General features: G+C 42.3%; 22 protein-coding genes. 15 read left to right on the top strand and 7 right to left on the bottom strand.

Annotated features, from left to right (window positions below; all coding sequences use genetic code 11):
* Window positions 1-133 precede the first annotated feature (133 nt).
* From M3166_RS11445 to M3166_RS11430, 4 genes are all read left to right on the top strand, one after another.
* A complete protein-coding gene (locus tag M3166_RS11445) occupies window positions 134-748 on the top strand; it encodes a hypothetical protein (RefSeq protein WP_251689935.1) in 615 nt (204 codons plus the stop codon).
* A gap of 127 nt (window positions 749-875) precedes the next feature.
* Window positions 876-1,364 (top strand): Cys-tRNA(Pro) deacylase, encoded by a 489-nt coding sequence (gene ybaK, locus M3166_RS11440; protein WP_251689934.1) that lies wholly within the window; start codon window positions 876-878, stop codon window positions 1,362-1,364.
* A 14-nt stretch (window positions 1,365-1,378) separates the two neighbouring features.
* On the top strand, window positions 1,379-1,996 hold the full coding sequence (locus M3166_RS11435; RefSeq protein ID WP_251689933.1) for a YczE/YyaS/YitT family protein: 618 nt from the start codon (window positions 1,379-1,381) through the stop codon (window positions 1,994-1,996).
* Between the two features lie 58 nt (window positions 1,997-2,054).
* Window positions 2,055-3,245: a glycine C-acetyltransferase gene (locus M3166_RS11430; RefSeq protein WP_251689932.1), complete on the top strand. Its 1,191-nt coding sequence runs from the start codon at window positions 2,055-2,057 to the stop codon at window positions 3,243-3,245.
* A gap of 196 nt (window positions 3,246-3,441) precedes the next feature.
* Here M3166_RS11430 and M3166_RS11425 read toward each other — a convergent pair whose 3' ends face one another.
* Window positions 3,442-4,626, bottom strand: a complete 1,185-nt coding sequence (locus M3166_RS11425) for a pyridoxal phosphate-dependent aminotransferase (protein WP_251689931.1) — start codon at window positions 4,624-4,626, stop codon at window positions 3,442-3,444.
* A 152-nt stretch (window positions 4,627-4,778) separates the two neighbouring features.
* On the opposite strand from M3166_RS11425, the gene M3166_RS11420 reads away from it, so the two are divergent.
* From M3166_RS11420 to M3166_RS11370, 11 genes are all read left to right on the top strand, one after another.
* On the top strand, window positions 4,779-5,570 hold the full coding sequence (locus M3166_RS11420) for a carbon-nitrogen family hydrolase (protein ID WP_251690053.1): 792 nt from the start codon (window positions 4,779-4,781) through the stop codon (window positions 5,568-5,570).
* A gap of 177 nt (window positions 5,571-5,747) precedes the next feature.
* On the top strand, window positions 5,748-7,001 hold the full coding sequence (locus M3166_RS11415) for a DinB/UmuC family translesion DNA polymerase (RefSeq protein ID WP_251689930.1): 1,254 nt from the start codon (window positions 5,748-5,750) through the stop codon (window positions 6,999-7,001).
* Window positions 7,002-7,013: 12 nt separating this feature from the next.
* A complete protein-coding gene (locus tag M3166_RS11410; RefSeq protein WP_251689929.1) occupies window positions 7,014-7,334 on the top strand; it encodes a YolD-like family protein in 321 nt (106 codons plus the stop codon).
* Window positions 7,335-7,725: 391 nt separating this feature from the next.
* Window positions 7,726-8,676 (top strand): L-threonine 3-dehydrogenase, encoded by a 951-nt coding sequence (locus M3166_RS11405; protein WP_251689928.1) that lies wholly within the window; start codon window positions 7,726-7,728, stop codon window positions 8,674-8,676.
* A 271-nt stretch (window positions 8,677-8,947) separates the two neighbouring features.
* The gene (locus M3166_RS11400; protein ID WP_251690052.1) at window positions 8,948-10,561 is read left to right on the top strand and encodes a long-chain fatty acid--CoA ligase; all 1,614 of its coding nucleotides are present in this window, start codon (window positions 8,948-8,950) and stop codon (window positions 10,559-10,561) included.
* A 121-nt stretch (window positions 10,562-10,682) separates the two neighbouring features.
* Window positions 10,683-11,360 carry a response regulator transcription factor gene (locus M3166_RS11395; protein ID WP_251689927.1) on the top strand — a complete coding sequence of 226 codons (678 nt, stop codon included), beginning with the start codon at window positions 10,683-10,685 and terminating at the stop codon, window positions 11,358-11,360.
* Entirely contained in the window at window positions 11,353-12,597 is a 1,245-nt protein-coding gene (locus tag M3166_RS11390; protein ID WP_251689926.1) for a sensor histidine kinase, read from the top strand. The genes M3166_RS11395 and M3166_RS11390 overlap by 8 nt, the downstream gene beginning before the upstream one ends.
* Window positions 12,598-12,766: 169 nt before the next feature.
* On the top strand, window positions 12,767-14,527 hold the full coding sequence (locus M3166_RS11385) for a CotH kinase family protein (protein WP_251690051.1): 1,761 nt from the start codon (window positions 12,767-12,769) through the stop codon (window positions 14,525-14,527).
* 5 nt (window positions 14,528-14,532) lie between these two features.
* Window positions 14,533-15,234, top strand: coding sequence for a polyphosphate polymerase domain-containing protein (locus M3166_RS11380; RefSeq protein WP_251689925.1), 702 nt, complete (start codon window positions 14,533-14,535; stop codon window positions 15,232-15,234).
* 19 nt (window positions 15,235-15,253) lie between these two features.
* Window positions 15,254-15,958 (top strand): DUF4956 domain-containing protein, encoded by a 705-nt coding sequence (locus M3166_RS11375; RefSeq protein ID WP_251689924.1) that lies wholly within the window; start codon window positions 15,254-15,256, stop codon window positions 15,956-15,958.
* Between the two features lie 16 nt (window positions 15,959-15,974).
* Window positions 15,975-16,838 (top strand): peptidylprolyl isomerase, encoded by an 864-nt coding sequence (locus M3166_RS11370; RefSeq protein ID WP_251689923.1) that lies wholly within the window; start codon window positions 15,975-15,977, stop codon window positions 16,836-16,838.
* A 30-nt stretch (window positions 16,839-16,868) separates the two neighbouring features.
* Here M3166_RS11370 and M3166_RS11365 read toward each other — a convergent pair whose 3' ends face one another.
* From M3166_RS11365 to trpD, 6 genes are all read right to left on the bottom strand, one after another.
* Complete coding sequence (locus M3166_RS11365) at window positions 16,869-17,099, bottom strand: sulfate permease (RefSeq protein WP_251689922.1); 231 nt, start codon at window positions 17,097-17,099, stop codon at window positions 16,869-16,871.
* Window positions 17,100-17,249: 150 nt separating this feature from the next.
* Complete coding sequence (trpA, locus tag M3166_RS11360; RefSeq protein ID WP_251689921.1) at window positions 17,250-18,029, bottom strand: tryptophan synthase subunit alpha; 780 nt, start codon at window positions 18,027-18,029, stop codon at window positions 17,250-17,252.
* Complete coding sequence (trpB, locus tag M3166_RS11355; protein WP_251689920.1) at window positions 18,026-19,213, bottom strand: tryptophan synthase subunit beta; 1,188 nt, start codon at window positions 19,211-19,213, stop codon at window positions 18,026-18,028. Before trpB ends, trpA begins: the two co-directional genes overlap by 4 nt.
* A complete protein-coding gene (locus M3166_RS11350) occupies window positions 19,210-19,827 on the bottom strand; it encodes a phosphoribosylanthranilate isomerase (protein WP_251689919.1) in 618 nt (205 codons plus the stop codon). The genes trpB and M3166_RS11350 overlap by 4 nt, the downstream gene beginning before the upstream one ends.
* Window positions 19,824-20,618, bottom strand: coding sequence for an indole-3-glycerol phosphate synthase TrpC (gene trpC / locus M3166_RS11345; protein WP_251689918.1), 795 nt, complete (start codon window positions 20,616-20,618; stop codon window positions 19,824-19,826). The genes M3166_RS11350 and trpC overlap by 4 nt, the downstream gene beginning before the upstream one ends.
* Window positions 20,615-21,652, bottom strand: coding sequence for an anthranilate phosphoribosyltransferase (gene trpD / locus M3166_RS11340; protein ID WP_251689917.1), 1,038 nt, complete (start codon window positions 21,650-21,652; stop codon window positions 20,615-20,617). Before trpD ends, trpC begins: the two co-directional genes overlap by 4 nt.
* Between the last annotated feature and the right edge of the window lie 5 nt (window positions 21,653-21,657).

Below are 21,657 nucleotides of genomic sequence, written 5' to 3'. Positions count from 1 at the left end.
GATTGAGAGAGCAGAGAAGGTTGGTAAGAAAGTTCTGAATATGAACAATCGGTGAATATCTTCTATATAAAAGCGGTATATGTTGGTATATTAATAAAAAATTAATGCAACTTTTACAAAAGGGGTGAAGAAGATGAAGATTAGTAGCTTGGCACGAAGATTTAGTCCAGAGTTAGATGATAGAAAACGCTCCCAGCTCCGCAAAGAGGCGGGCGAAGCATATAAAAAGCATGCACAGTATACGGATCCAAGTAAAAATCCACTGCTAAAAGTGCTGGAAAACCTCCTTTCCGGTAAAACAGAAAAAGATTTGCTAACACAGGATAATGCCAATCTGGCCGAAAATCTTGCAGTGGTAAATGACTTCACGTATAAACAAACACCAACATTGGATAATGTGCGTCCAGCATCAGCTGTCCCTTCATCTCAAGATTTACTTACAGCAGCAAATGTATCAACTTCCATTCCGCAAATGCCGGCAAACACTCAAAACCAACATTCAGAGCAAGTACAATCAGAGGAAGCAATCTCGTTGGCTAACGAAAATCTTTCCTTTACAATACCGGAAAAGTTCCAACAAGATTTTGCACTTAATCCAGACGAGCAAACAGTATTTGGTCGAGGGTTGGAAAAGCAGTTATTTCAGCGTTCATTCAATATAGTTGCAGAAAAGTATAACTCACATATTGCAATGGTGAATAACGGTTACCGTTTGACAGAGGAATCGGTTTTCTCCCAAATTGCATGACACTAAGCCCGCTCATATGGAGTGGGTTTTTTACATTTAAGTAAATTATAAAATTGCTTTGAAGCAGCACTTAGTAAATCATTCAGTGGTATAATATTTCCAAAGTTGAGAATATGGAGTGGTCTTTTTGGCGAAGAAGCAAGCAAAAACAAATGCAGTTCGTTTAATAGAGCAGAAAAAAATCGCACATGAAATTTTTGAGTATACGATTAACGACGGGGAATCGGTCGATGGATTGACCGTTGCCGGCAAAATAGGCCAGCCTGTCGAACACGTCTATAAAACATTGGTCGCGACTGCAGGAAAGGGCAATTATTTTGTTTTCGTCATTCCGGTTGATGCGGAATTAAATTTAAAGGCTGCAGCAAAAGTGGTAAGGCAAAAGAAAATCGAAATGCTCCCTGTTAAGGAGCTGCTTGGCTTAACCGGTTATATTCGCGGAGGCTGTTCGCCGATCGGGATGAAAAAGCTGTTTCCGACTATTATTGAGGAAGCGGCGACTGCACTAGATTATGTGATTGTCAGTGCAGGTAAAATCGGGATGCAGATCAAGCTTGCACCGGAAGATTTACAAAAGGCAACGAACGGGCAATTTGCATCGATTGTCTCATCATAGAAAGAAGGATTGTTGTGTCGAAGAAATTTAAATGGCAATGGGGAAGTTTTTTTGTAGGAATGATGATCATGGCGTTTGGTATTACAATGACGATTAAAGGGAATGTTGTCGGTACAGCTCCATGGGATGTTTTCCATATTGGTCTTTACAAGCAAATTGGATTGACGATCGGTTCTTGGTCCATTTTAACGGGTCTGACGATTATTATCGGGACATCGATTTATTTGAAACGCATTCCGAAGCTTGCCACGTTTTTAAATATGCTGTTCATCGGTTCATTTATTGATTTGTTCAACTGGCTCTTGCCAGAGACGAGTATTTTTGTACTGGAACTTGCGTATTTTACAGCAGGATTTTTTGTAATGAGCATTGGCTGTGCACTTTATATTGCGGCAAGTCTTGGCGAAGGGCCGCGTGATACGATTATGATGATTATTGCGAGTAAAGGCTATTCTGTGAAAACAGGGCGGCTCGTAATGGAGGTATTTGCGACAGGTGCCGGATGGCTGCTTGGTGGTCCTGTTGGTTTCGGGACGGTTATTTTAGCGCTCGGCACAGGTTATGTTATTCAGCCTTCCTTGTTTTTCTTTAAAAGAAAGCTTGAGGAAATAATCGGAGAGCCGCTTACATAAAATTTTCATTCTCTGTGCTAAAATATAGTGGAAATAGATATCGAAAGGATGAACGCGCATGTCAAACGTATTAAACACCTTTTTAGATGAAAACTTACTGGCACTACAAGCACAAGGTTTATACAACGAAATCGATCCGGTAGAAGGAGCAAACGGCCCGATCATTAAAGTTGGGGGCAAACAGCTTGTAAACCTGTCATCAAACAACTACTTAGGTTTGGCGACGAACGATGAGCTGAAAAAGATTGCTCAGGACACAATCGCCTCATATGGTGTTGGTGCAGGTGCTGTTCGTACAATTAACGGTACGCTCGATCTACACGTAAAACTGGAAGAAACATTAGCGAAATTTAAAGGTACAGAAGCAGCAATCAGCTATCAATCAGGCTTCAATTGTAATATGGCGGCAATTTCTGCTGTTATGGACAAAAATGATGCGATTTTATCGGATGCATTAAACCATGCTTCAATTATCGACGGCTGCCGTTTATCTAAAGCTAAAATTATTCCATTTGCGCATGCGGATATGGATGATTTACGTGCAAAAGCAAAAGACGCAAAAGAATCAGGCCTTTACAATAAAGTAATGGTTATTACAGACGGTGTTTTCTCGATGGATGGCGATATTGCCAAGCTTCCTGAAATCGTGGAAATCGCAAAAGAATTTGATTTAATTACGTATGTAGACGATGCACACGGTTCAGGCGTTACAGGTAAAGGTGCTGGAACAGTGAAGCATTTCGGTCTGCAACACGACATCGACTTCCAAATCGGTACATTGTCAAAAGCAATCGGTGTTGTCGGCGGCTATGTAGCAGGGAAGAAAAATCTGATCGACTGGCTAAAAGTTCGCTCTCGTCCGTTTTTATTCTCAACAGCATTACCACCAGGGGATGTTGCGGCGATTACACGTGCGGTAGAGATGATTATGGAATCAACAGAGCTGCATGACAAGCTTTGGGAAAACGGTCAGTATTTAAAAGATGGCCTAGCAAAACTTGGCTTTAATATCGGGGAATCGGAAACACCGATTACACCATGTATTATCGGCGAAGAAAAGCTGACACAACAATTCTCGAAACGTTTACTTGAAGAAGGTGTGTACGCAAAAGCAATCGTGTTCCCGACAGTACCAAAAGGAACAGGTCGCGTGCGCAATATGCCAACAGCGGCACATACGAAAGAAATGCTCGATGAAGCATTAGCGATTTACGAAAAAGTAGGCCGCGAGTTAGAAGTAATTAAATAAGCGACGTTAAGCTCAGCACTGATTTTGATGGTGCTGAGTTTTGTTATGTTGAGGATTATAAATAGTAAACTGAGGATTAAGTAAGGGTAAGTGAGGATTATTGAGATGAGTTTGAGGATTATTTAACTGAAATTGAGAATTAAATAAAAATGCGGCGAATAAAACACCGCATTTTCGATAGCAGAGCATTCAAAAGTCATTTCAAAACCGTCTGCGCAAACAGACCAAGCTTCGCGACACGCTGTATGGCTTCGCGCAAACGTTCTTCATCGACGAGCAGCCCGACACGAATATAGCCTTCGCCGTATTCACCAAAACCATTACCGGCTGCAACGGCAATATCCGCTCTTTCCAGTAAAAAGTCAGCAAACAGTTCACTCGTATATGGTGCAGGTACATGGAGCCATGCAAAGAACGAGCCTTTTGGTGCTGTGATTTCCCAGCCGATTTTATGGGCTTCTTCAACGAGTACATTGCGGCGGCGCTCATATAATGCACGCAATTCCTCTACACAAGATTGCTCTTCATTCAGTGCAACTGCGGCTGCATGCTGGATCGCAGGGAACTGGCTGCAAAACAGATGGTCCTGAATAATATTGATCGCTTCAATCATTTTTGCATTACCGACAGCAAAGCCGATACGCCAGCCTGCCATATTGTACGATTTGGACAATGTATAAAGCTCAATGCCGACTTCTTTTGCACCGGGTGCCTGAAGGAAGCTTGGCGGGCGTTCACCATCAAAGCCTAGTGCCCCGTAAGCGAAGTCATGGGCAACCGCAATGTTATTTTCTCTAGCGAACTGTACGGTCTGTTCAAAAAAATCATGCGTTGCGACACCGCCAGTCGGGTTGTTCGGATAATTTAAATACATTAATTTGGCCCGGTTTTTAATGTCTGTGGACAATGCTTCGTAGTCTGGCAAAAAGTGATTTTCCTCTTGAAGCGGCATCGTATCAAACTTTACATCTGCAAGTGCGACACCGGATAAGTAATCCGGATAACCCGGATCTGGGAGGAGCATATAATCGCCAGGATTCAAGAGTCCAAGCGGAAGTTCGACTAAACCGATTTTTGTTCCGCCTAAGACGGCCACTTCTGTAGCGGGATCAATGTCGACATTATATTCACGTTTATAGAAGTCCGCAGCTGCTTGCTTGAGCTCTGCAATACCACGGAACGGAGAATATTTATGTGTTTGTGGATCATTTGCCGCATTTTGCAGTGCTTCCACAATATGTGCCGGTGTTGGCTGGTCCGGGTTTCCCTGACCTAAATTAATCACATCGCGCCCTTCAGCAAGCGCTTCATTTACTTTGTTTACAAGTGCTGCGAAAAACTGTTGTGGTAATTGCTGAAGCTTTTTCGAAAATTCAATCATTCTTTATCACCTCTGAAAAATAGTAAGGTTAATGTTAGTCTAAAACTTCACTTAAGTAAAGTGAAGATTTTGACAACTTGAAGTGAGATGTTACAATGAAGTACGAATATGCGAAAATAGATTCGCACGGAATTTTTAAGGCGGTGGCAGTTATGAAAATCGGTTGTATTCAATTAAATGTTGGTTTTGGCAAGGTAGATGAAAACTATGAACGCGCGGAGAAATTTATTCGCGAAGCGGTAGCAGGCGGTGCTGAAATCGTTGTATTACCGGAAATGTGGAATACGGGCTATGCGCTCGAAAAACTGGAAGAGCTGGCGGACGAAAATGGAGAACGTACGAAATCATTTTTAAGCAGTCTTTCAAAAGAATTGGCGGTACATATTGTAGGTGGATCGGTATCGGTGAAACGTGATGATAAGTTTTTCAATACGATGTACACATTCAATCGCGATGGTGAATTAGTCGGCGAGTACAGTAAAGTGCATTTATTCCGCTTAATGGATGAGCATTTGTATTTGGAATCCGGCAGTGATATGAACCGTTTCGCATTAGGTGAGCTCGAAGCGGGCGGAGCAATTTGCTATGATATTCGCTTCCCTGAATGGCTGCGTTCCCATGCGTTGGATGGTGCTAAGGTGCTGTTTGTACCAGCACAATGGCCGACACCACGTATCGATCACTGGAAAATATTACTGCAGGCGCGAGCGATTGAAAACCAGTGCTTCGTCGTTGCGGTAAATCGTATTGCCCGTAAAGTGGAAAATTTCAATGGTCAGTCAATGATTATCGGGCCATGGGGTGAAGTGCTTTGGACAGGTGCAGAGGATGAGGAACTGGCGATTATTGACGTTGATTTTTCAACAGTCGATGAAGTGCGCGGCCGCATTCCTGTATACGAAGATCGCCGTCCGGGTCTTTATGAAAAAGTAATAAAAGAATAAATTTTAAAAGCGTACCGGATGAATGTCGGTGCGCTTTTTTTGCATTAAGCAGCAAATTAACTCACTGATACAATAAAAAAATCCCTCTCAACCAAAACAGCCACTACTTTCCACTTGCCATCTCACACGTCTCATTTTAATATAAGAACAAACGTTCGATATAAGGAGATGAGCTTTATGTATGAAAATGTGCCGGAACGTTCGATTATTTGTATTGATATGCGCAGTTTTTATGCAAGCTGTATTGCATCGGTTGAAAATTTAAATGTAATGGAAGTACCGATTGCGATTGTCGGAAATTTTCAGCAAAAGGGAAGTGTTGTACTTGCAGCGTCCCCTCCGATGAAAAAGCGCTTTAATATTCGCACAGGTTCACGATTATACGAAATCCCGCCACATCCGGATATTCGTCTTTTTGAGCCGCGGATGTCATTATTTATACGCATATCAATGGAAATTACACGTCTGTTCAACGAGTTCGTTCCAAAAGAGGCCATTCATGTATATAGCGTCGACGAAAGTTTTATCGATTTAACCGGAACCGAAAAATTATGGGGGCCGCCTGAAGAAACGGCAAAATACATTCAGCAGCTCGTTTACAACCAATTTGAAATTCCATGTGCAGTCGGTTTTGGCCCAAATATGCTGATGGCAAAACTGGCGCTCGACATCGAAGCAAAAAAGACGGGATTTGCGAAATGGACATATAATGATGTACCGGAAAAACTGTGGCCGATCATGCCGCTGTCCACGATGTGGGGAATCGGCAGCCGTACGGAAAGAACGCTGAATCATATGGGCATTTATTCTGTCTACGATTTGGCGCATGCCGATTTAGCGTTACTTGAAAAGCGCTTCGGAATTCTCGGCAATCAGCTGTATTACCATGCATGGGGAATCGATCATTCGACAGTCGGTGCGCCGATTATGCAAGGGCAAATCAGCTTCGGTAAAGGGCAGATGCTGATGCGCGATTATCGCAGTAGAAAGGAAATTTTAGTCGTATTGCTGGAAATGTGTGAAGACGTGGCAAGGCGGGCGCGGGAAGCGAAGAAAATCGGTCGGACGATTTCATTAGGGCTTAGCTACAGTAAAGATGCCTTCGGGGGCGGATTTCATCGTTCACGTACAATCGATGAGCCGACAAACGATACACTGAAAATTTTCGAAGTGTGTAAGCAGCTGCTCGATGAATTTTATGCCGAACGGCCGGCACGCAAAATTACGATTACATTAAGCAATATTGAAAGTGAATATTCGATGCAGCTCAGCCTGTTCGATGAGATGCGTTGGCGTAACCGCAAGCTCGGAGAAACGATGGACCGTTTACGTACAAAATACGGTACAACAGCGATATTGCGTGCGGTTTCCTATACGGAAGCAGGTACTGCACTGACACGGGCTGAATTAGTAGGCGGGCATAAACAATAGGGAGTGAAGGCGATGAACAGAGATAGAGGAACAATTAAATGGAGCGCAATGATGTTGCCGGAGCATGTCCAACTATTGCGTGAATGGCAGGAAGAGGACGCAATTGTTACCCAACCCCAACTTGACGAAGCCCAGTTAGAACAAATTAACATCAATCTGCAGCGAGCCTACACAGAGCATTGCCCGATCCAACTAAAAGTATGGGAGCAAACTGGCCTCTATACAGTTTCCGGGGCAATCCAAAAAATCAATATCCACGAACAATATGTCAAACTGGCAAACAGCGAAAGAATTCAGTTCCACCATATTTATGAAGCACTCTTGGATGAGTAGACTTTCCAGTTGTCCAATAAAAATATTGAAATGGGGGAGGCAACTCCAGCGGAAAGCGTCCGACCCGGAATGGAAATTGACCCAATGTTAGAAAGAGAAATTAAATTTCACTTGATTTTACAACCAGAGCCACTCGTATAAAAGTAATCTTTCTATTCGAATATTTCACACGTACAAATGTATTGCTGAAAAAGAATATTTTTAACATATTGTTTTTTAGAAAAGAACACCATATAATAAATTTCATGAAAATGTTTGAACATCAATATTTTTGGATGGTTATATGTATTTTCCACAAGGACATTTGTTTTAATAGATGAGAAATAATAGACGGTATATTCAGCGGTAACAGGCTGAAAACATGTCTTTTAAAGGATAGGGAGGCTTCAGATTGAAGAAAATTATGGTGACCGGTGCTTTAGGTCAAATTGGTTCGGAATTAGTAGAGAAATTACGCCATACGTATGGCACAGATAATGTATTGGCAACAGATATTCGAAAAATTGATCAGCATGAAGGTCCATTTGAAGTATTGGATGTAACAGATGGGAAACGCATGCACACACTTGCCCATGATTTTGGTGCAGACACGATGATACACATGGCTGCATTACTCTCGGCAACAGCAGAAAAAAATCCGGTATTCGCCTGGAATTTAAATATGGGCGGTTTAATGAATGCACTTGAAGTGGCACGTGAACTAGATATGCAGTTTTTCACGCCAAGTTCAATCGGCGCATTCGGTCCTTCTACGCCAAAGGACAATACACCACAAGATACATTACAGCGTCCAACAACGATGTACGGTGTCAATAAAGTAGCTGGCGAATTATTATGCGACTACTACTACACACGCTTTGGACTGGATACACGCGGTGTCCGTTTCCCGGGGCTGATTTCTTATGTAACGCCACCTGGTGGAGGAACGACGGACTATGCCGTAGATATTTATTATAAAGCTATTGCGGAAGGACGCTACACATCGTATATTGCAGAAGGTACGTATATGGATATGATGTATATGCCGGATGCACTGCAGGCCATTGTTGATTTAATGGAAGCAGATCCGGCAAAGCTTGTGCACCGCAATGCATTTAATATTTCGGCGATGAGCTTTGAGCCGTCACAAATCGCAGCCGAAATTAAAAAGCATATTCCAAGCTTCACAATGGATTATGATGTGGACCCGATCCGTCAGGCAATTGCCGACAGCTGGCCAAATGCAATCAACTCATCGGCAGCGATTGAAGAATGGGGCTTCAAAGCTAACTACGATCTGGAAAAAATGACGGTCGATATGCTGGAAAAACTAAAAGTACGATTAGCACAAAACGCGATTTAACTTATAGAAGCGAGTGAAACTGTTGAAAAGCAGTTCACTCGCTTTTTTATATAGGTGCCTGTGGAAAGCCTCGAGGTGGGAGACCCTAAAAGCAAAATTTTGTAATATTCGTTTCTCTAGTAAAATGAAATCGCTGCATTATTGACAAAATATTTTCATTTTTCAGTATATTATATTAGAATGGTATTGTGGGAGAAATTAGGAGGTGTTTTATTGGTAATGGGGATTGCCGGTAAAGATAATGCCTCATAAAAGGGGGAAATATATAATGATGATGCAAACACCACTCGTTTTAACAGATATGGTCAAGCGTGCAGAGACGTATTATGCACACAAAGAAATTATTTCACGTACAAGTGAAAAGAAGGTTCATCGCCTTACATACGGGCAATGGGTAAAGCGCACAAGAAAGTTAGCGCACGCATTAACAAAGCTGGGCATGGAGCGCGGTGACAAAATTGCGTCATTTGCCTGGAATCAGCACCGCCATTTAGAAGCCTATTTTGCGGTTCCATGTACAGGCGCAATTTTGCATATGGTCAATATCCGCCTGTCACCGGAACATATTGCGTACATTATTAATCATGCAGAAGATAAAATAATTTTAATAGATGAAGATTTAGTACCGCTCATTGAAGAAGTGCAGTCGGAACTGAAAACAATTGAACATTATATTATTATGGCGGATGGGGAACTGCCGGAAACAACATTACCGAACGTACTGTCATACGAGGCATTGCTGGAAGGAGCAGATGAAAACTTTGAGTTCCCGGAAGATTTGGATGAAAATGCGCCGGCAAGCATGTGCTATACAAGCGCAACAACGGGAAATCCAAAAGGGGTCGTGTATACACATCGTTCGCTTGTGCTGCACTCCATGTCAATTTCAATGGTGGATACGATGGCAATCTCGGAACGTGACACAATTTTACCGATTGTTCCGATGTTCCATGTTAACGCTTGGGGGATGCCGTTTGCAGCAGTGAATGTAGGGGCTACGCAAGTATTGATCGGTCCTCAGTTTACACCGGCATTAATATTGGATTTCATTGAGCAATACAATGTAACGAAAACGGCAGGCGTCCCGACAATCTGGCTCGGTGCATTGCAGGAGCAAGAAAAAAGAGCACGTAATTTATCGACATTACAGGAGATTTTCTGTGGAGGATCGGCTTCACCAAAAGGCCTTATTAAAAAGTACGAAGAAATGGGCATCAACTATATTGTGGTATACGGCATGACGGAAACTTCACCGATTGTTTCGATGTCACGTGATATGTCACATATGAATGACTGGTCATTGGATGAAAAAATTGAAACACGCGCAATGCAAGGCTTAACGGTTCCAGGAATTGAATCGAGCATCGTCAATGAAAACGGTGAAGTGCCGTGGAACGGAGAAACAATGGGCGAGCTGCGTCTGCGTGGTCCATGGATTGCGGCAGAATATTATGAGGATGAGCGTACAGCGGAAGCATTTTCTAATGGGTGGCTGTATACAGGGGATATCGCGGTTCGTTCAAAAGAGGGATTCATTAAAATAACAGACCGAACAAAGGACCTGATCAAATCCGGTGGTGAGTGGATATCATCCGTTGATTTGGAAAATGCGCTCATGTCGCATGAAGCGGTATTTGAAGCGGCGGTCATTGCCATTCCACACGCGAAATGGCAAGAGCGTCCGCTGGCATGTGTTGTCTTGAAAGAGGGGGCCTATGCAACAAAAGAGGAACTTACAGCATTTTTGGGAGGCCAATTTGCAAAGTGGTGGCTGCCGGATGATATCGTCTTCCTAACGGAAATTCCGAAAACTTCTGTTGGGAAGTTCTTAAAGGCGAAGTTACGTGAAAATGTGAATGAAATTTATCCACAGCTTCAACTGTAATTTGAAATGATGGGAACGCTCTTAATTACCGGGCGTTCCTTTTTTATATTTTTACTAGAATAAAAAGGGAAGGTGTGCAAAAATAATGGCAAGTTGATTTCAATTAAAGAAGGTGCGGAAATTGCGAATTTTAGTAGCGGACGATGATCATACATTGTGTGATAACATCGCGAAAATATTGAAGCTCGATTTTTATGCGGTTGATTCCGTGTTTGATGGAGCAGAAGCGAAGGATTTAATCGATTACTATCAATACGATCTGCTCGTGCTCGACTGGATGATGCCGGAAGCTTTAGGGATTGAAGTTTGCCGGTATGCACGGAGCAAAGGATTTGATGGTGGAATTTTAATGCTGACGGCAAAAGATGCAACGGAGGACATTATCGAAGGATTGGATAATGGCGCGGATGACTATATGGTGAAGCCATTTAAAATGGAGGAGCTTCGCGCAAGAGTCCGGGCACTGTTGCGTCGGAAAAACAAAATGGTGGAAGAGGAAGTCATCGTAGGTTCGCTGAAGCTTAATAAAAACAAGCGGACCGTTTTTATTGAGAATTTCGAAGTAAGCCTGACGAAAAATGAATTTCTGCTGCTCGAATATTTAATTGAAAATAGAGGACAAGTACTGACACATGAACAGATGCTCGACTATATTTGGGACATTGACGATAATGCCAACACAAATACACTGGCAGCGCTCATCCGTCTAGTGCGCAAGAAAATCGATATGGAAGATGAGCCGTCCTATATTCAAAGCATTCGCGGACTTGGCTATAAATTGAGGGACAGCGATGTTTAGAAAAATAAAAATGCGCCTCACATGGATGAATGCCATCAGCTATTTTGTTTTTCTCGTGCTGTTTTTAATTGTTTTCTATATATCTTTTGCGCAAATTTTGAACAAAGTACAGGAAAATATGGTTGAAAGTTATGCGGCTAACAATATTGATAAGTTTTTCAATATTTATAACGGACCACCGAAGCCTCCTCAGCGTTTTGAACTTGAAGTCGATAAAGTTAGCTTCTTTTATGTCGTTAACCGTGATCTGGAAATTTTATACGGCGAAGAGCTGCATGCGGGATTCAATAAAGTATTGCAGGAAAATTTAACGCCGGTAGAAACGAAACAGTTTAAACGATATGACTACGAAGGCGAAACATTGCTCGTTATGACACAGGCTGTGCGCATGAAAGGGGAGACACTGGGCTATATCGCAGTTGGCCAGGATGTCACGACATATGAAGAACTGTTACAAAACGTGCTTATTTTACTTATTATGCTGCTGACTGTTTCAAGTATCGGTATCGCGATTTTAAGTTATTTCCTAGTAAAAAAATCGATGGCACCAATCCAGACGTCGTATGAGCAACAACGTCAATTCGTAGCAAATGCTTCCCACGAGCTCCGGACACCGCTTGCCGTACTGTACAGCTCGCTGGAATTATTCGAAGCGCAAATGAAACAAAAGGGAACCGACTACCCGACTGATACGATGGATGATATGAAAAATGAAGCAAATTATATGAATGATATGCTTTCAAGTTTGCTTACGCTAACACGATCGGATCAAAATCAAATTCAGCTGAAAATCAGTGAAGTGGATTTATCGAATGTACTCATTCAACGAACACGTCGCTTTGCCAAAACAGTGCAGCACCTATCATTTCAGCTCAATATTGAGGACGATTTGACGAGTAAAGCAGATAAAATATTGGTAGAAGAACTGCTTTATATTTTACTGAAAAATGCAGTGACCTATACAACGGAAGGTACGGTTCATGTTCGCGCATATAAGGAAACAAGCTTCGTGAAAATTGAAGTGGCGGATACCGGGATCGGCATTGCAGCGGAAGATTTACCCCACATTTTCGAACGATTTTACCGGGCAGATAAAATACGCAATAAATCTGGAACGGGGCTCGGACTTGCCATCGCAAAAGTCATTACCGATCTGCATGACGGGCAAATTACAGTAAAAAGCGAGCTAGGCGAAGGGGCAGTATTTACTGTTGAATTGCCGATTGTTCAAAAGTAGGCGAGGAGTTCTGATTAACATCCGCAACAAAACAAAATACATGAATTATAGACTCAATTTTTTTCTTCTGGAGAAAAGTTGAGTTTTTTTATTTACCCGAACCATTTTTTCATTTTCATTTCATTTTTCCTCTGTATTGTATCGTTTGTAAGGAGGAATGACTTTGAAAGTGCGTACAAGATGGCTAGTTGTACCAATTATTTTAACGGTTGCCGTCGTGATAGCAGCAGTTTATGGGCTGAAGTATTTTAACGTAGAAAAATCAACAGCAGGCTATGACTATAAAGAACAATTATTTAACGAAGATGAACTCGGAGTCGTAGAAATAACGGTGAGTGACAGCAACTGGAATAAGATTTTGGACAACCCGACTGCCGAGGAATATGTGGAAGCAACAGTAACGATTAACGGTGAAGCATATGACAATGTAGGTGTTCGTGCAAAAGGGAACTCCTCATTATCAAGTGTGGCGAACAGCGATTCAGAGCGCTACAGCCTAAAAGTTGATTTTGCCCAATATGATACGAACCAGACATTTTACGGTTTGGAGAAAATTAATTTAAACAATAACTTTTCAGATACAACACAAATGAAGGAGTTTGTCTCATACGAACTGATGGAACAGCTTGGGATCGCGACACCAGCACACTCTTATGTGAAGGTGCTTGTGAATGGTGAATATTACGGACTGATGCTTGCCGTTGAAGAAATCGGGGAAGCCTTTGCAAAAACAAATTTCGGATCGACAGAAGGGTTTATTTTTAAACCGGAAGGCGATGGCAGTGATTTAGCCTATAAATCGGATGCTACAGATGATTACGCCGGAATTTTTGATGAAGTAAAAATGAACAAAAAAACAGCTGAAAAAAATTCGAATATCATCAACATGATGAAAGAAATTAGCGAGGGTGACAGCTCTTCGGTTGATATTGACCAGGTAGCCCGTTATTTCGCATTAAATACGGCGCTTGTCAGCATGGACAGTTATCAAGGCTCATTCAAGCATAACTACTATTTATATGAAGATGAAAATGGCCAATTCTCTGTTATTCCATGGGATTATAACATGGCATTCGGTGGATTTGGCGGTGGGGGTGGTCGTCCGGATGGGCAAGCCAATGCCGGTGCCAGTGCCGGGCAAAGTAACGAAGCACAAACAGAAGAAACTGCAAACAATCCTCCGGAGATGAACGGTGGCATGGGGGGCGGCGGTATGATGCTTAACGAAACGATTATAACCGACTCCAATATTAATTTCAGTATTACGGAGCCTGTATCCGGAACAACTGTTGATGCACGTCCATTATTGAAAATTATTTTAGAGGACGAAGAGGCGCGGGCGTTATATGACGGTTATTTAGAAAAAATCGCAACTGAAATTTTAACAGAACAAAATGTACTTGCGATTACAACCAAATTGCAAGATTTGCTGCAGAAAGCAGTAGATGAAGATCCGTCCAAATTTGCAACGACAGAGCAATTTCTGGCAGGAGTGAGCGGTGAACAAAGCTTGCCGGAATTTGCAAAACAGCGCAGCGAATCGATTTTAAAGCAGCTTGCCGGTGAAATTGAAGGTGTATCAGGGGCAGGATCAGGATTTGGCGGAGGTCCGGGTGGTGAAATGAACGGCGAAATGCCTGAAATGAACGGGCAAGCCCCATCGGAGTTCGGGGACAACGGGCAAGGGAATGCCAACCAAGAGCGCGGTAATCGCCCACAAAGAAATGGACAGTTACCCGCGAACGGAGAAATGCCGAACTTTGAAAACATGCCCCAAATGAACGGTATGCCAGGGCAGCAACATACAAAAGACGCGGCAACAGGCAATTCAAAACAGACGATCATCATATTGGCAGCTTCCTTTGCAGCAGTCATTATCGCAATCGGTGCTGTTGTAATCCTAAGCAGAAGAAAATATAAAAAGGGGTGAGCAAGGTGACAAAACAAACATCCTATAATCCAAATGGCCGCAGTGAAATGAAATTTGGGATTACATATATCGACTATCAAATTTTAAAAATGAAGCTGCGTCATATGATGAAGCTCGATCCGCATGCAAATGCAAACGGGCGTTATCTCATCCGTTCCTGTTATTTCGACAACTTCGACAATAAGGTAATGAACGAAAAGAAGGAAGGCTTTTTAAACCGGGATAAATACCGGGTGCGCATTTACAACAAAAGTGATGCGGTCATTCATCTTGAGCGCAAATCGAAGCGCAATAACCAGACATACAAATCTAAATGTTCGCTGACAAAAAAAGAATTTGAGCAATTGCGTGTAAATGATTTCGAATGGATGAAAGATGATGAGCGATCATTAATTCGAGATTTGTATAAAGATATCAAACTATATCACCTGAAACCAACGACCGTTGTCGACTATGAACGTGAAGCTTACTTGTATGAGCATGGCAATGTGCGTATAACATTCGATTGCAAAGTACAGACAAGCTTGCGCAATACGGATATGTTCGACAAAAACTTACCAATGGTCGATGTACTTGATCAAAATGAAGTCATTTTGGAAGTGAAGTATGACGAGTACTTGCCGACAGTCATTAAAATGCTGCTGCAGGGCATTCATACGCGTCATGAAGCTTATTCAAAATATCAGTTAAGCCGCATGTTCGGCTAAAAAATAGGAGGGATTTTAAGTGTTTACATTATTAGCAGCAACGAATATCACCAATTTTGATGATATTTTCAAATCGAGTTTTTTAGAAAAGACGTCCAGCTTTTCTTTAATTGACGCATTGATCGGACTGGCAAGTGCCTTTTTATTAGGTGTATTTATTTACTTCATATATAAGAAAACGTTTAACGGGGTTGTGTACTCACATTCGTTCAATATTTCGTTGATGATTATGGCTATGGCAACAGCACTTGTCATTATGGGAATCAGTCAAAATGTTCTATTATCACTTGGTATGGTCGGTGCATTATCAATCGTTCGTTTCCGTACACCGATTAAAGACCCGATGGATTTAATATTCCTGTTCTGGTCAGTAGTAGTCGGAATTTTATGTGGTGCAGGATTTATTCCTTTAGCGGTAATTGGTTCAGTCATTATCGGAGTAGTCATTATTGTTTTCCAAAATAAAATTGTGATCGAAAACCCGTACTTAGTTATAGTACGTTTTGAGCATGAAGAAACAAATACAGTAATCGAAAGATTGTTGAAAGAAGCTTCAAAACGTTATTTATTAAAATCAAAATCGGTAATGAATGATGAACAAATGGAAGTAACCTATGAAGTACGCCTAAAAGGGAACGATGCCGCTTTCGTATCAACATTATCAAAAGTAGAAGGTGTATCGTCAGCAGTAATGTTAAGCTATGACGGAAACTTCACAGCATAAAACAGGGAGTGTAATAATGAAAAAAACTATAATCGGTATCACATTGGCGGCTTCACTTTTGTTGGCGGCATGTGGTAATACAGATAACGAGATTGTCGCAACAACGGCTTACGGGGATATTACGAAATCAGGGTTTTATGAACAAATGAAAGAAATAGCCGGAACAACTCTTTTGGAACAAGTTGTAATTGATAAAATTTTAACGGACCAGTATGAAGTGTCAGACAAAGAAATAGAGGAACAGCTCGAAACGTATAAAGAAATGTACGGAGACAGCTTTGAATCGGCTTTGGCGACGAATGGCTATACAGAAGAAACATTCAAAGATACAATACGTTTCCAATTGCTCCAGCAAAAAGCGATGGAGGATGTTGAAGTAACACAAGAAGAAATCAAGACCTATTATGAGCAAGGGAAATATGAGCTTCATACACGCCACATTTTAGTCGAGACGGAAGAAGAGGCGCAGCAATTGTATGAAAAGATTTCGGAAGGCAGCGATTTTGAAACGGTTGTGAAAGAGAGCTCACAGGATAGCGAAACAGCTGAAAACGGCGGTGATCTAGACTGGCTGTCCATTGCTGATATGGAGGCAACATTTGCAGATGCAGCGTATGCATTAGAAACTGGAGAAGTATCAGAGCCGGTGGAAAGTACTTTAGGCTATGAAATTATTCAGCTGGTAGATAAACGAGAATTGAAAGACTATGCTTCACTGGAAGAGCAAAAAGAAGAAATCAAAAAGACATTGAAAGAGCAGATTGTTGCGAATACTGAGTGGGAAACAGTAGAGGCACGTTTATTGAAAGAAGCGAATGTTACAATTAAAGATGCTGATTTTAAAGGTACATTTAGCGAAACATTAAATGAAGAAGAGTAAACGAAAAATAAAAAACGGGGACGCATCGAATTACCGAGCGTTCCCGTTTTTCGTCGTCCCGCCTACGAAAAAGCGTTTCATAAGGGAGAGTCCTAAGTTGAAAAGGAAAATAATGAGTGCAACACGAAAGAATGCGACAAAGTATTGCCAAGTCGTTGTACTGTCTATGAACAGCTTTGGCATGCTATCTACTAATACATACGTAAAATAACCGGCAATCGCAATAAAAAACAAACCACCAAAAAAGTCCTTTACATTCATCTTGAACCCCCACTAAATAGATTTAATCAAAGGATACCATATAAAGGAAATATAATATATATAGAAGAAAGTGGGATGCAAAGGTACTGAAAGGAAGAGATGGGGTCCTCCAATTCTTCAAGCCGTTGCATCTTCAATAATCAGCAGCGATTAAATCACAGCTGTCTTCTTCGTTGCCTGTACAAGCGCTTCGATTGTTGCCCAGTCTTGCTCGACGAGTGCCGTAACAATTTTACTGCCGACAATTACTCCATCTGCGATATCGCCAAAGCTTTTTACATGTTCAGTCGTTGAAATACCGAAACCTGCTAACACGGGAATATTGCTCGCTGCTTTCAAGTTTGCAAAATGCCCGGCAAGTTCCGCGGCAAAGCTTGCACGTTCACCGGTAATGCCATTTACCGTTACAGCATAAACAAAGCCTTCACTTGCAGCGGCTAATTTCTTAATACGTTCAGGGGGACTCATCAATGATACGAGCTGGACAAGCGCAATGCCATTTACCTTTAAAGCGTCATGCAATAAAGCACTTTCTTCGTAAGGCATATCCGGTACAATCAGTCCTTGAACCCCACTGCGTTTTGCATCCTCTGCAAATGCTTCAATCCCATAAGCTAAAATCGGGTTTAAGTAAGTCATGACAACGAGCGGAATATGGATTTCCTGTGCAAAGCTTTGCAGTTCATCCAGTACTTTTTTCAATGTCACACCTTGTGCAAGTGCACGTTCACCGGCTTGTTCAATCGTTGGTCCATCTGCTACAGGATCGGTAAATGGTATGCCGACCTCAATTGCGGAAACTCCGATTTGCTGAAGCTTTAGTATAGTAGGTTTTAATGTTTCAAGCCCGCCATCGCCTGCCATAATATAAGGAACAAATGCTTTATCTCCTGCTGCTAATACGTTTTCAAGCTGTTTTTGCAATGTCATTTCGCGCCACCTCCAAGTTTATCCATTAATGTGTGAACATCTTTGTCTCCACGACCTGATAGGCAAACGACAACAATTTCATCAGCAGGTCGGTCCTTGGCAAATTGGCTCGCATAGTAAACGGCATGCGCGCTTTCCAATGCCGGTAAAATTCCTTCCGTTTCACATAATAGCTTTACACCTTCAAGTGCCTGTTCATCGGTAACAGAAGGGTAGGCAGCACGACCTGTTTCATGTAAATGACAGTGCTCAGGTCCAACTCCCGGATAATCAAGTCCTGCTGAAATTGAATGGGCTTCTTGAACAAAACCGTTATCATCCTGTAGTAAATACATGAACGCACCATGTAGGACACCTGTTTTCCCTACGTGAATTGCTGCCGCATGCTTGTCGGTATTGACACCTGAACCTGCAGCTTCCACTCCATATAATGCTACATCCTGATCTTCCACGAACGGATAGAACATTCCGATTGCATTACTGCCGCCACCGATACAAGCAATAACTGTATCCGGAAGACGTCCTTCCTGCTGTAAAATTTGGGCACGTGTTTCATCCCCGATGACACGCTGGAAATCACGGACAATTGTAGGGAAGGGGTGGGGTCCAAGTGCCGATCCTAAAATGTAATGCGTATCTTCTATATGAGTGACCCAGTGACGCAACGCTTCATTAACCGCATCTTTCAATGTAGCAGAGCCTTTTTCTACCGCAACAACTTTTGTCCCGAGCAGCTCCATACGGAAAACGTTCAGTTGCTGACGGCGTACATCTTCTGCCCCCATATAAACGATACATTCCATATCAAGCAATGCACACGCAGTTGCCGTTGCAACACCGTGTTGACCTGCACCAGTTTCAGCAACAATTTTTTTCTTCCCCATACGCTTTGCTAAAAGTGCCTGGCCGATCGCATTATTTATTTTATGTGCGCCAGTATGATTTAAATCTTCACGCTTTAAATAGATTTTCGCACCGCCGACTTTATTCGTTAAACGCTCCGCAAAATATAGGGGAGTTTCACGTCCGACATATTGCTTTAAATAATAATCTAGCTCTTCCTGGAAAGAGGGGTCTTTTTTTGCTTCCTCATATGCAAGCTCCAATTCCTCAAGTGAAGTCATCAATGTCTCGGGCACAAATTGACCACCGAATCGCCCGAATCGTCCTTTTACTGTCGTCATAAAATCAACTCTCCTTTTGCTGTTTCAATAAAATTCGTAATCGCTGCTGAACTTTTTCGACCATCTACTTCTACACCACTTGAAACATCTACTGCAAATGGCTCGACAAGCATAATCGCCAGTCCAACATTTTCTTCATTTAATCCACCTGCCAAAATAACCTTTTCAAGCGGGATTTTTACTTTATCAAGCAGCATCCAGTCAAAGGATTTTCCGCTTCCTCCACGAAAGTCAGTTCCAGGCGCATCGAACAAATAGTAGTCCACATCATACGTCGCTGCTCGTGTCACATCCTCTTCACTGCGAATCGAGAACGCTTTAATTGCCGGCAGCCCGATTTCTTGAATCTGTTCGGGTGTTTCATCACCGTGATACTGGATATAATCGAGTCCGACTTCTTTTACAATTTGACGAATAGTGGCTGGCTCTTCATTGACAAAAACCCCGACTTTTTTGACCGTACGCGGAATTGCCTTTGCCAGTTCCGCTGCTTCCTCTACCGTAATGCGTCGTTTACTGGGCGCAAACATAAATCCGATAAAATCAGCACCTGCTTTGACCGCTGTTTCTACATGTTCAATTTCTTTTAATCCGCAAATTTTTACTTTTGTCATCGATTTTCGCCAACCTTTGCTGTTATGTCGATTTGTAGTGCTTTTAGTGAATTTTTGACATCTCCGCTGCGCATTAATGCTTCGCCGACTAATATTCCTTTTGCGCCAGCATTCGCCACAAACTTTGCATCTTCCGGACCTAAAATTCCGCTTTCACTAATAAATGCTATCGGTGATGGAGGAAGAAGCTGCGCAATTTCAAGTGTTGCTGATAGTGAAACATCGAATGTTTTCAAATTCCGGTTATTCACTCCGATAATGTTTGCCCCAATGGCAAGGGCACGCTTTAATTCATCGGCATCATGTACTTCAACGAGCACTTCCAGCTGTTGTTCTGTCGCATAGGCGTAAAGGGATTTCAGCTGGTCGTCTGTTAATGCTGCAACAATCAACAGGACAACCGATGCGCCGGCAGCCTTCGCGTAGTCGATCTGTACTTCATGAATGATGAAGTCTTTACATAAAACCGGTATGTTTACGGCATTGGCAACGGCATTTAAATCCGCATAGCTTCCTTTAAAAAATGCGCGTTCTGTCAATACGGATATACAGGCAGCACCTGCTTCTTCATATTGTAAAGCTTGCTCAACAGGGTCGACTTCTGTCGCAATATCGCCTTTAGAAGGGGAGGCACGCTTCATTTCCGAAATGACTTGCAATGAATTGGCTGATATTAATGTTTCGTATAAAGAAGGGCGGACCTTATCAATTGTTAAAAACACAGGCTTTGTCGAAAGCAATTGTGGCAGCTCAGTCTTTTTTTGGTCAATAATACGGTCTAAAATCGTCATTTTACGGGTTCCTCCTGCATCTGTTTTTGGCTATAAGCAATGATATTCTCTAACTTTTCATAAGCGCGTCCGGATAAAATGCTGTCCTTCGCCATATCGATACCTTCTTTCATTGTCTCGGCAAGCCCATATGCAAAGAAGCCAATGCCGGCGTTTAAAAGAACCGTATCAAAATACACGCTTTGTTTTCCTTTTAGTAAGTCACGCATAATATCCGCATTTTCTGCAGGAGTGCCGCCGCGAATTGCAGAAAGTGGCTGTGAGGCTAAGCCGACATCTTCAGCACGCAGTTTAAATGGAATTATGTCCCCGCGGTCTAACAGTACAAAAGTGTTTTCACCATCCAGTGATGCTTCATCCATTCCTTGTGCACCAGATACGACGATTGCACGCTCACGTCCTAACAGATGGAGCACTTCTGCATAATCGGTCGTAAAGTTTGGTCGGTTAATGCCGACAAACTGTGTTTTTAGCGGAACAGGGTTTGTTAGGGGACCGACTAAATTGAAAATCGTCGGCTTGCCGATTGCCTGTCGTACTTCACCAATCCGTTTTAACTTCGGATGCATATTCGGAGCATGTAAGAAGGCGATACCGTGCTGTTTAAGCAATTCGGATGTTTGCTCGATATTCGGCAACAGCGTAATGCCAAGTGCCTCCAACACATCCGAACTTCCTGAAGCACTCGATACTTTCCGGTTGCCGTGCTTAGCTACTAAAATGCCGCCGCCTGCCAATACAAAAGCGGATGTCGTACTAATATTGAAGCTTTGAAGTCCGTCGCCGCCCGTGCCGCAGTTATCGATATAAATGCCTTCCGGTACGTCGACAGCAACTGCATGTGATTTCATAACAGAAGCTAAGCCTGCCACTTCATGTGCCGTTTCTCCTTTTGCACTCATCGCTGTTAAAAATGAGGCAATCTGTTCTTTCGGTGTTTGCTCATTAAAAATAAGCTGTGCCGCCTGCTGCATTTCCTCAAAAATTAAGTGCTCTTTTCGCTCAATCTGTTCAATGTATGGAAGTAAAGACATGTTCA

It is taken from the genome of Solibacillus isronensis (assembly GCF_023715405.1).
Classification (GTDB): domain Bacteria; phylum Bacillota; class Bacilli; order Bacillales_A; family Planococcaceae; genus Solibacillus; species Solibacillus isronensis_B.
The sequence above is the reverse complement of the archived record's forward strand: the minus strand, read 5'-3'. Positions and strand labels throughout refer to the sequence as shown.

Coding starts and splice junctions, on each gene's coding strand:
- M3166_RS11445 (WP_251689935.1), top strand. CDS start 134: ATGAAGATTAGTAGCTTGGCACGAAGATTTAGTCCAGAGTTAGATGAT.
- M3166_RS11430 (WP_251689932.1), top strand. CDS start 2,055: ATGTCAAACGTATTAAACACCTTTTTAGATGAAAACTTACTGGCACTA.
- M3166_RS11425 (WP_251689931.1), bottom strand. CDS start 4,626: ATGATTGAATTTTCGAAAAAGCTTCAGCAATTACCACAACAGTTTTTC.
- M3166_RS11420 (WP_251690053.1), top strand. CDS start 4,779: ATGAAAATCGGTTGTATTCAATTAAATGTTGGTTTTGGCAAGGTAGAT.
- M3166_RS11415 (WP_251689930.1), top strand. CDS start 5,748: ATGTATGAAAATGTGCCGGAACGTTCGATTATTTGTATTGATATGCGC.
- M3166_RS11410 (WP_251689929.1), top strand. CDS start 7,014: ATGAACAGAGATAGAGGAACAATTAAATGGAGCGCAATGATGTTGCCG.
- M3166_RS11400 (WP_251690052.1), top strand. CDS start 8,948: ATGATGCAAACACCACTCGTTTTAACAGATATGGTCAAGCGTGCAGAG.
- M3166_RS11390 (WP_251689926.1), top strand. CDS start 11,353: ATGTTTAGAAAAATAAAAATGCGCCTCACATGGATGAATGCCATCAGC.
- M3166_RS11370 (WP_251689923.1), top strand. CDS start 15,975: ATGAAAAAAACTATAATCGGTATCACATTGGCGGCTTCACTTTTGTTG.
- M3166_RS11365 (WP_251689922.1), bottom strand. CDS start 17,099: ATGAATGTAAAGGACTTTTTTGGTGGTTTGTTTTTTATTGCGATTGCC.
- trpA (WP_251689921.1), bottom strand. CDS start 18,029: ATGACATTGCAAAAACAGCTTGAAAACGTATTAGCAGCAGGAGATAAA.
- trpB (WP_251689920.1), bottom strand. CDS start 19,213: ATGACGACAGTAAAAGGACGATTCGGGCGATTCGGTGGTCAATTTGTG.
- M3166_RS11350 (WP_251689919.1), bottom strand. CDS start 19,827: ATGACAAAAGTAAAAATTTGCGGATTAAAAGAAATTGAACATGTAGAA.
- trpC (WP_251689918.1), bottom strand. CDS start 20,618: ATGACGATTTTAGACCGTATTATTGACCAAAAAAAGACTGAGCTGCCA.
- trpD (WP_251689917.1), bottom strand. CDS start 21,652: ATGTCTTTACTTCCATACATTGAACAGATTGAGCGAAAAGAGCACTTA.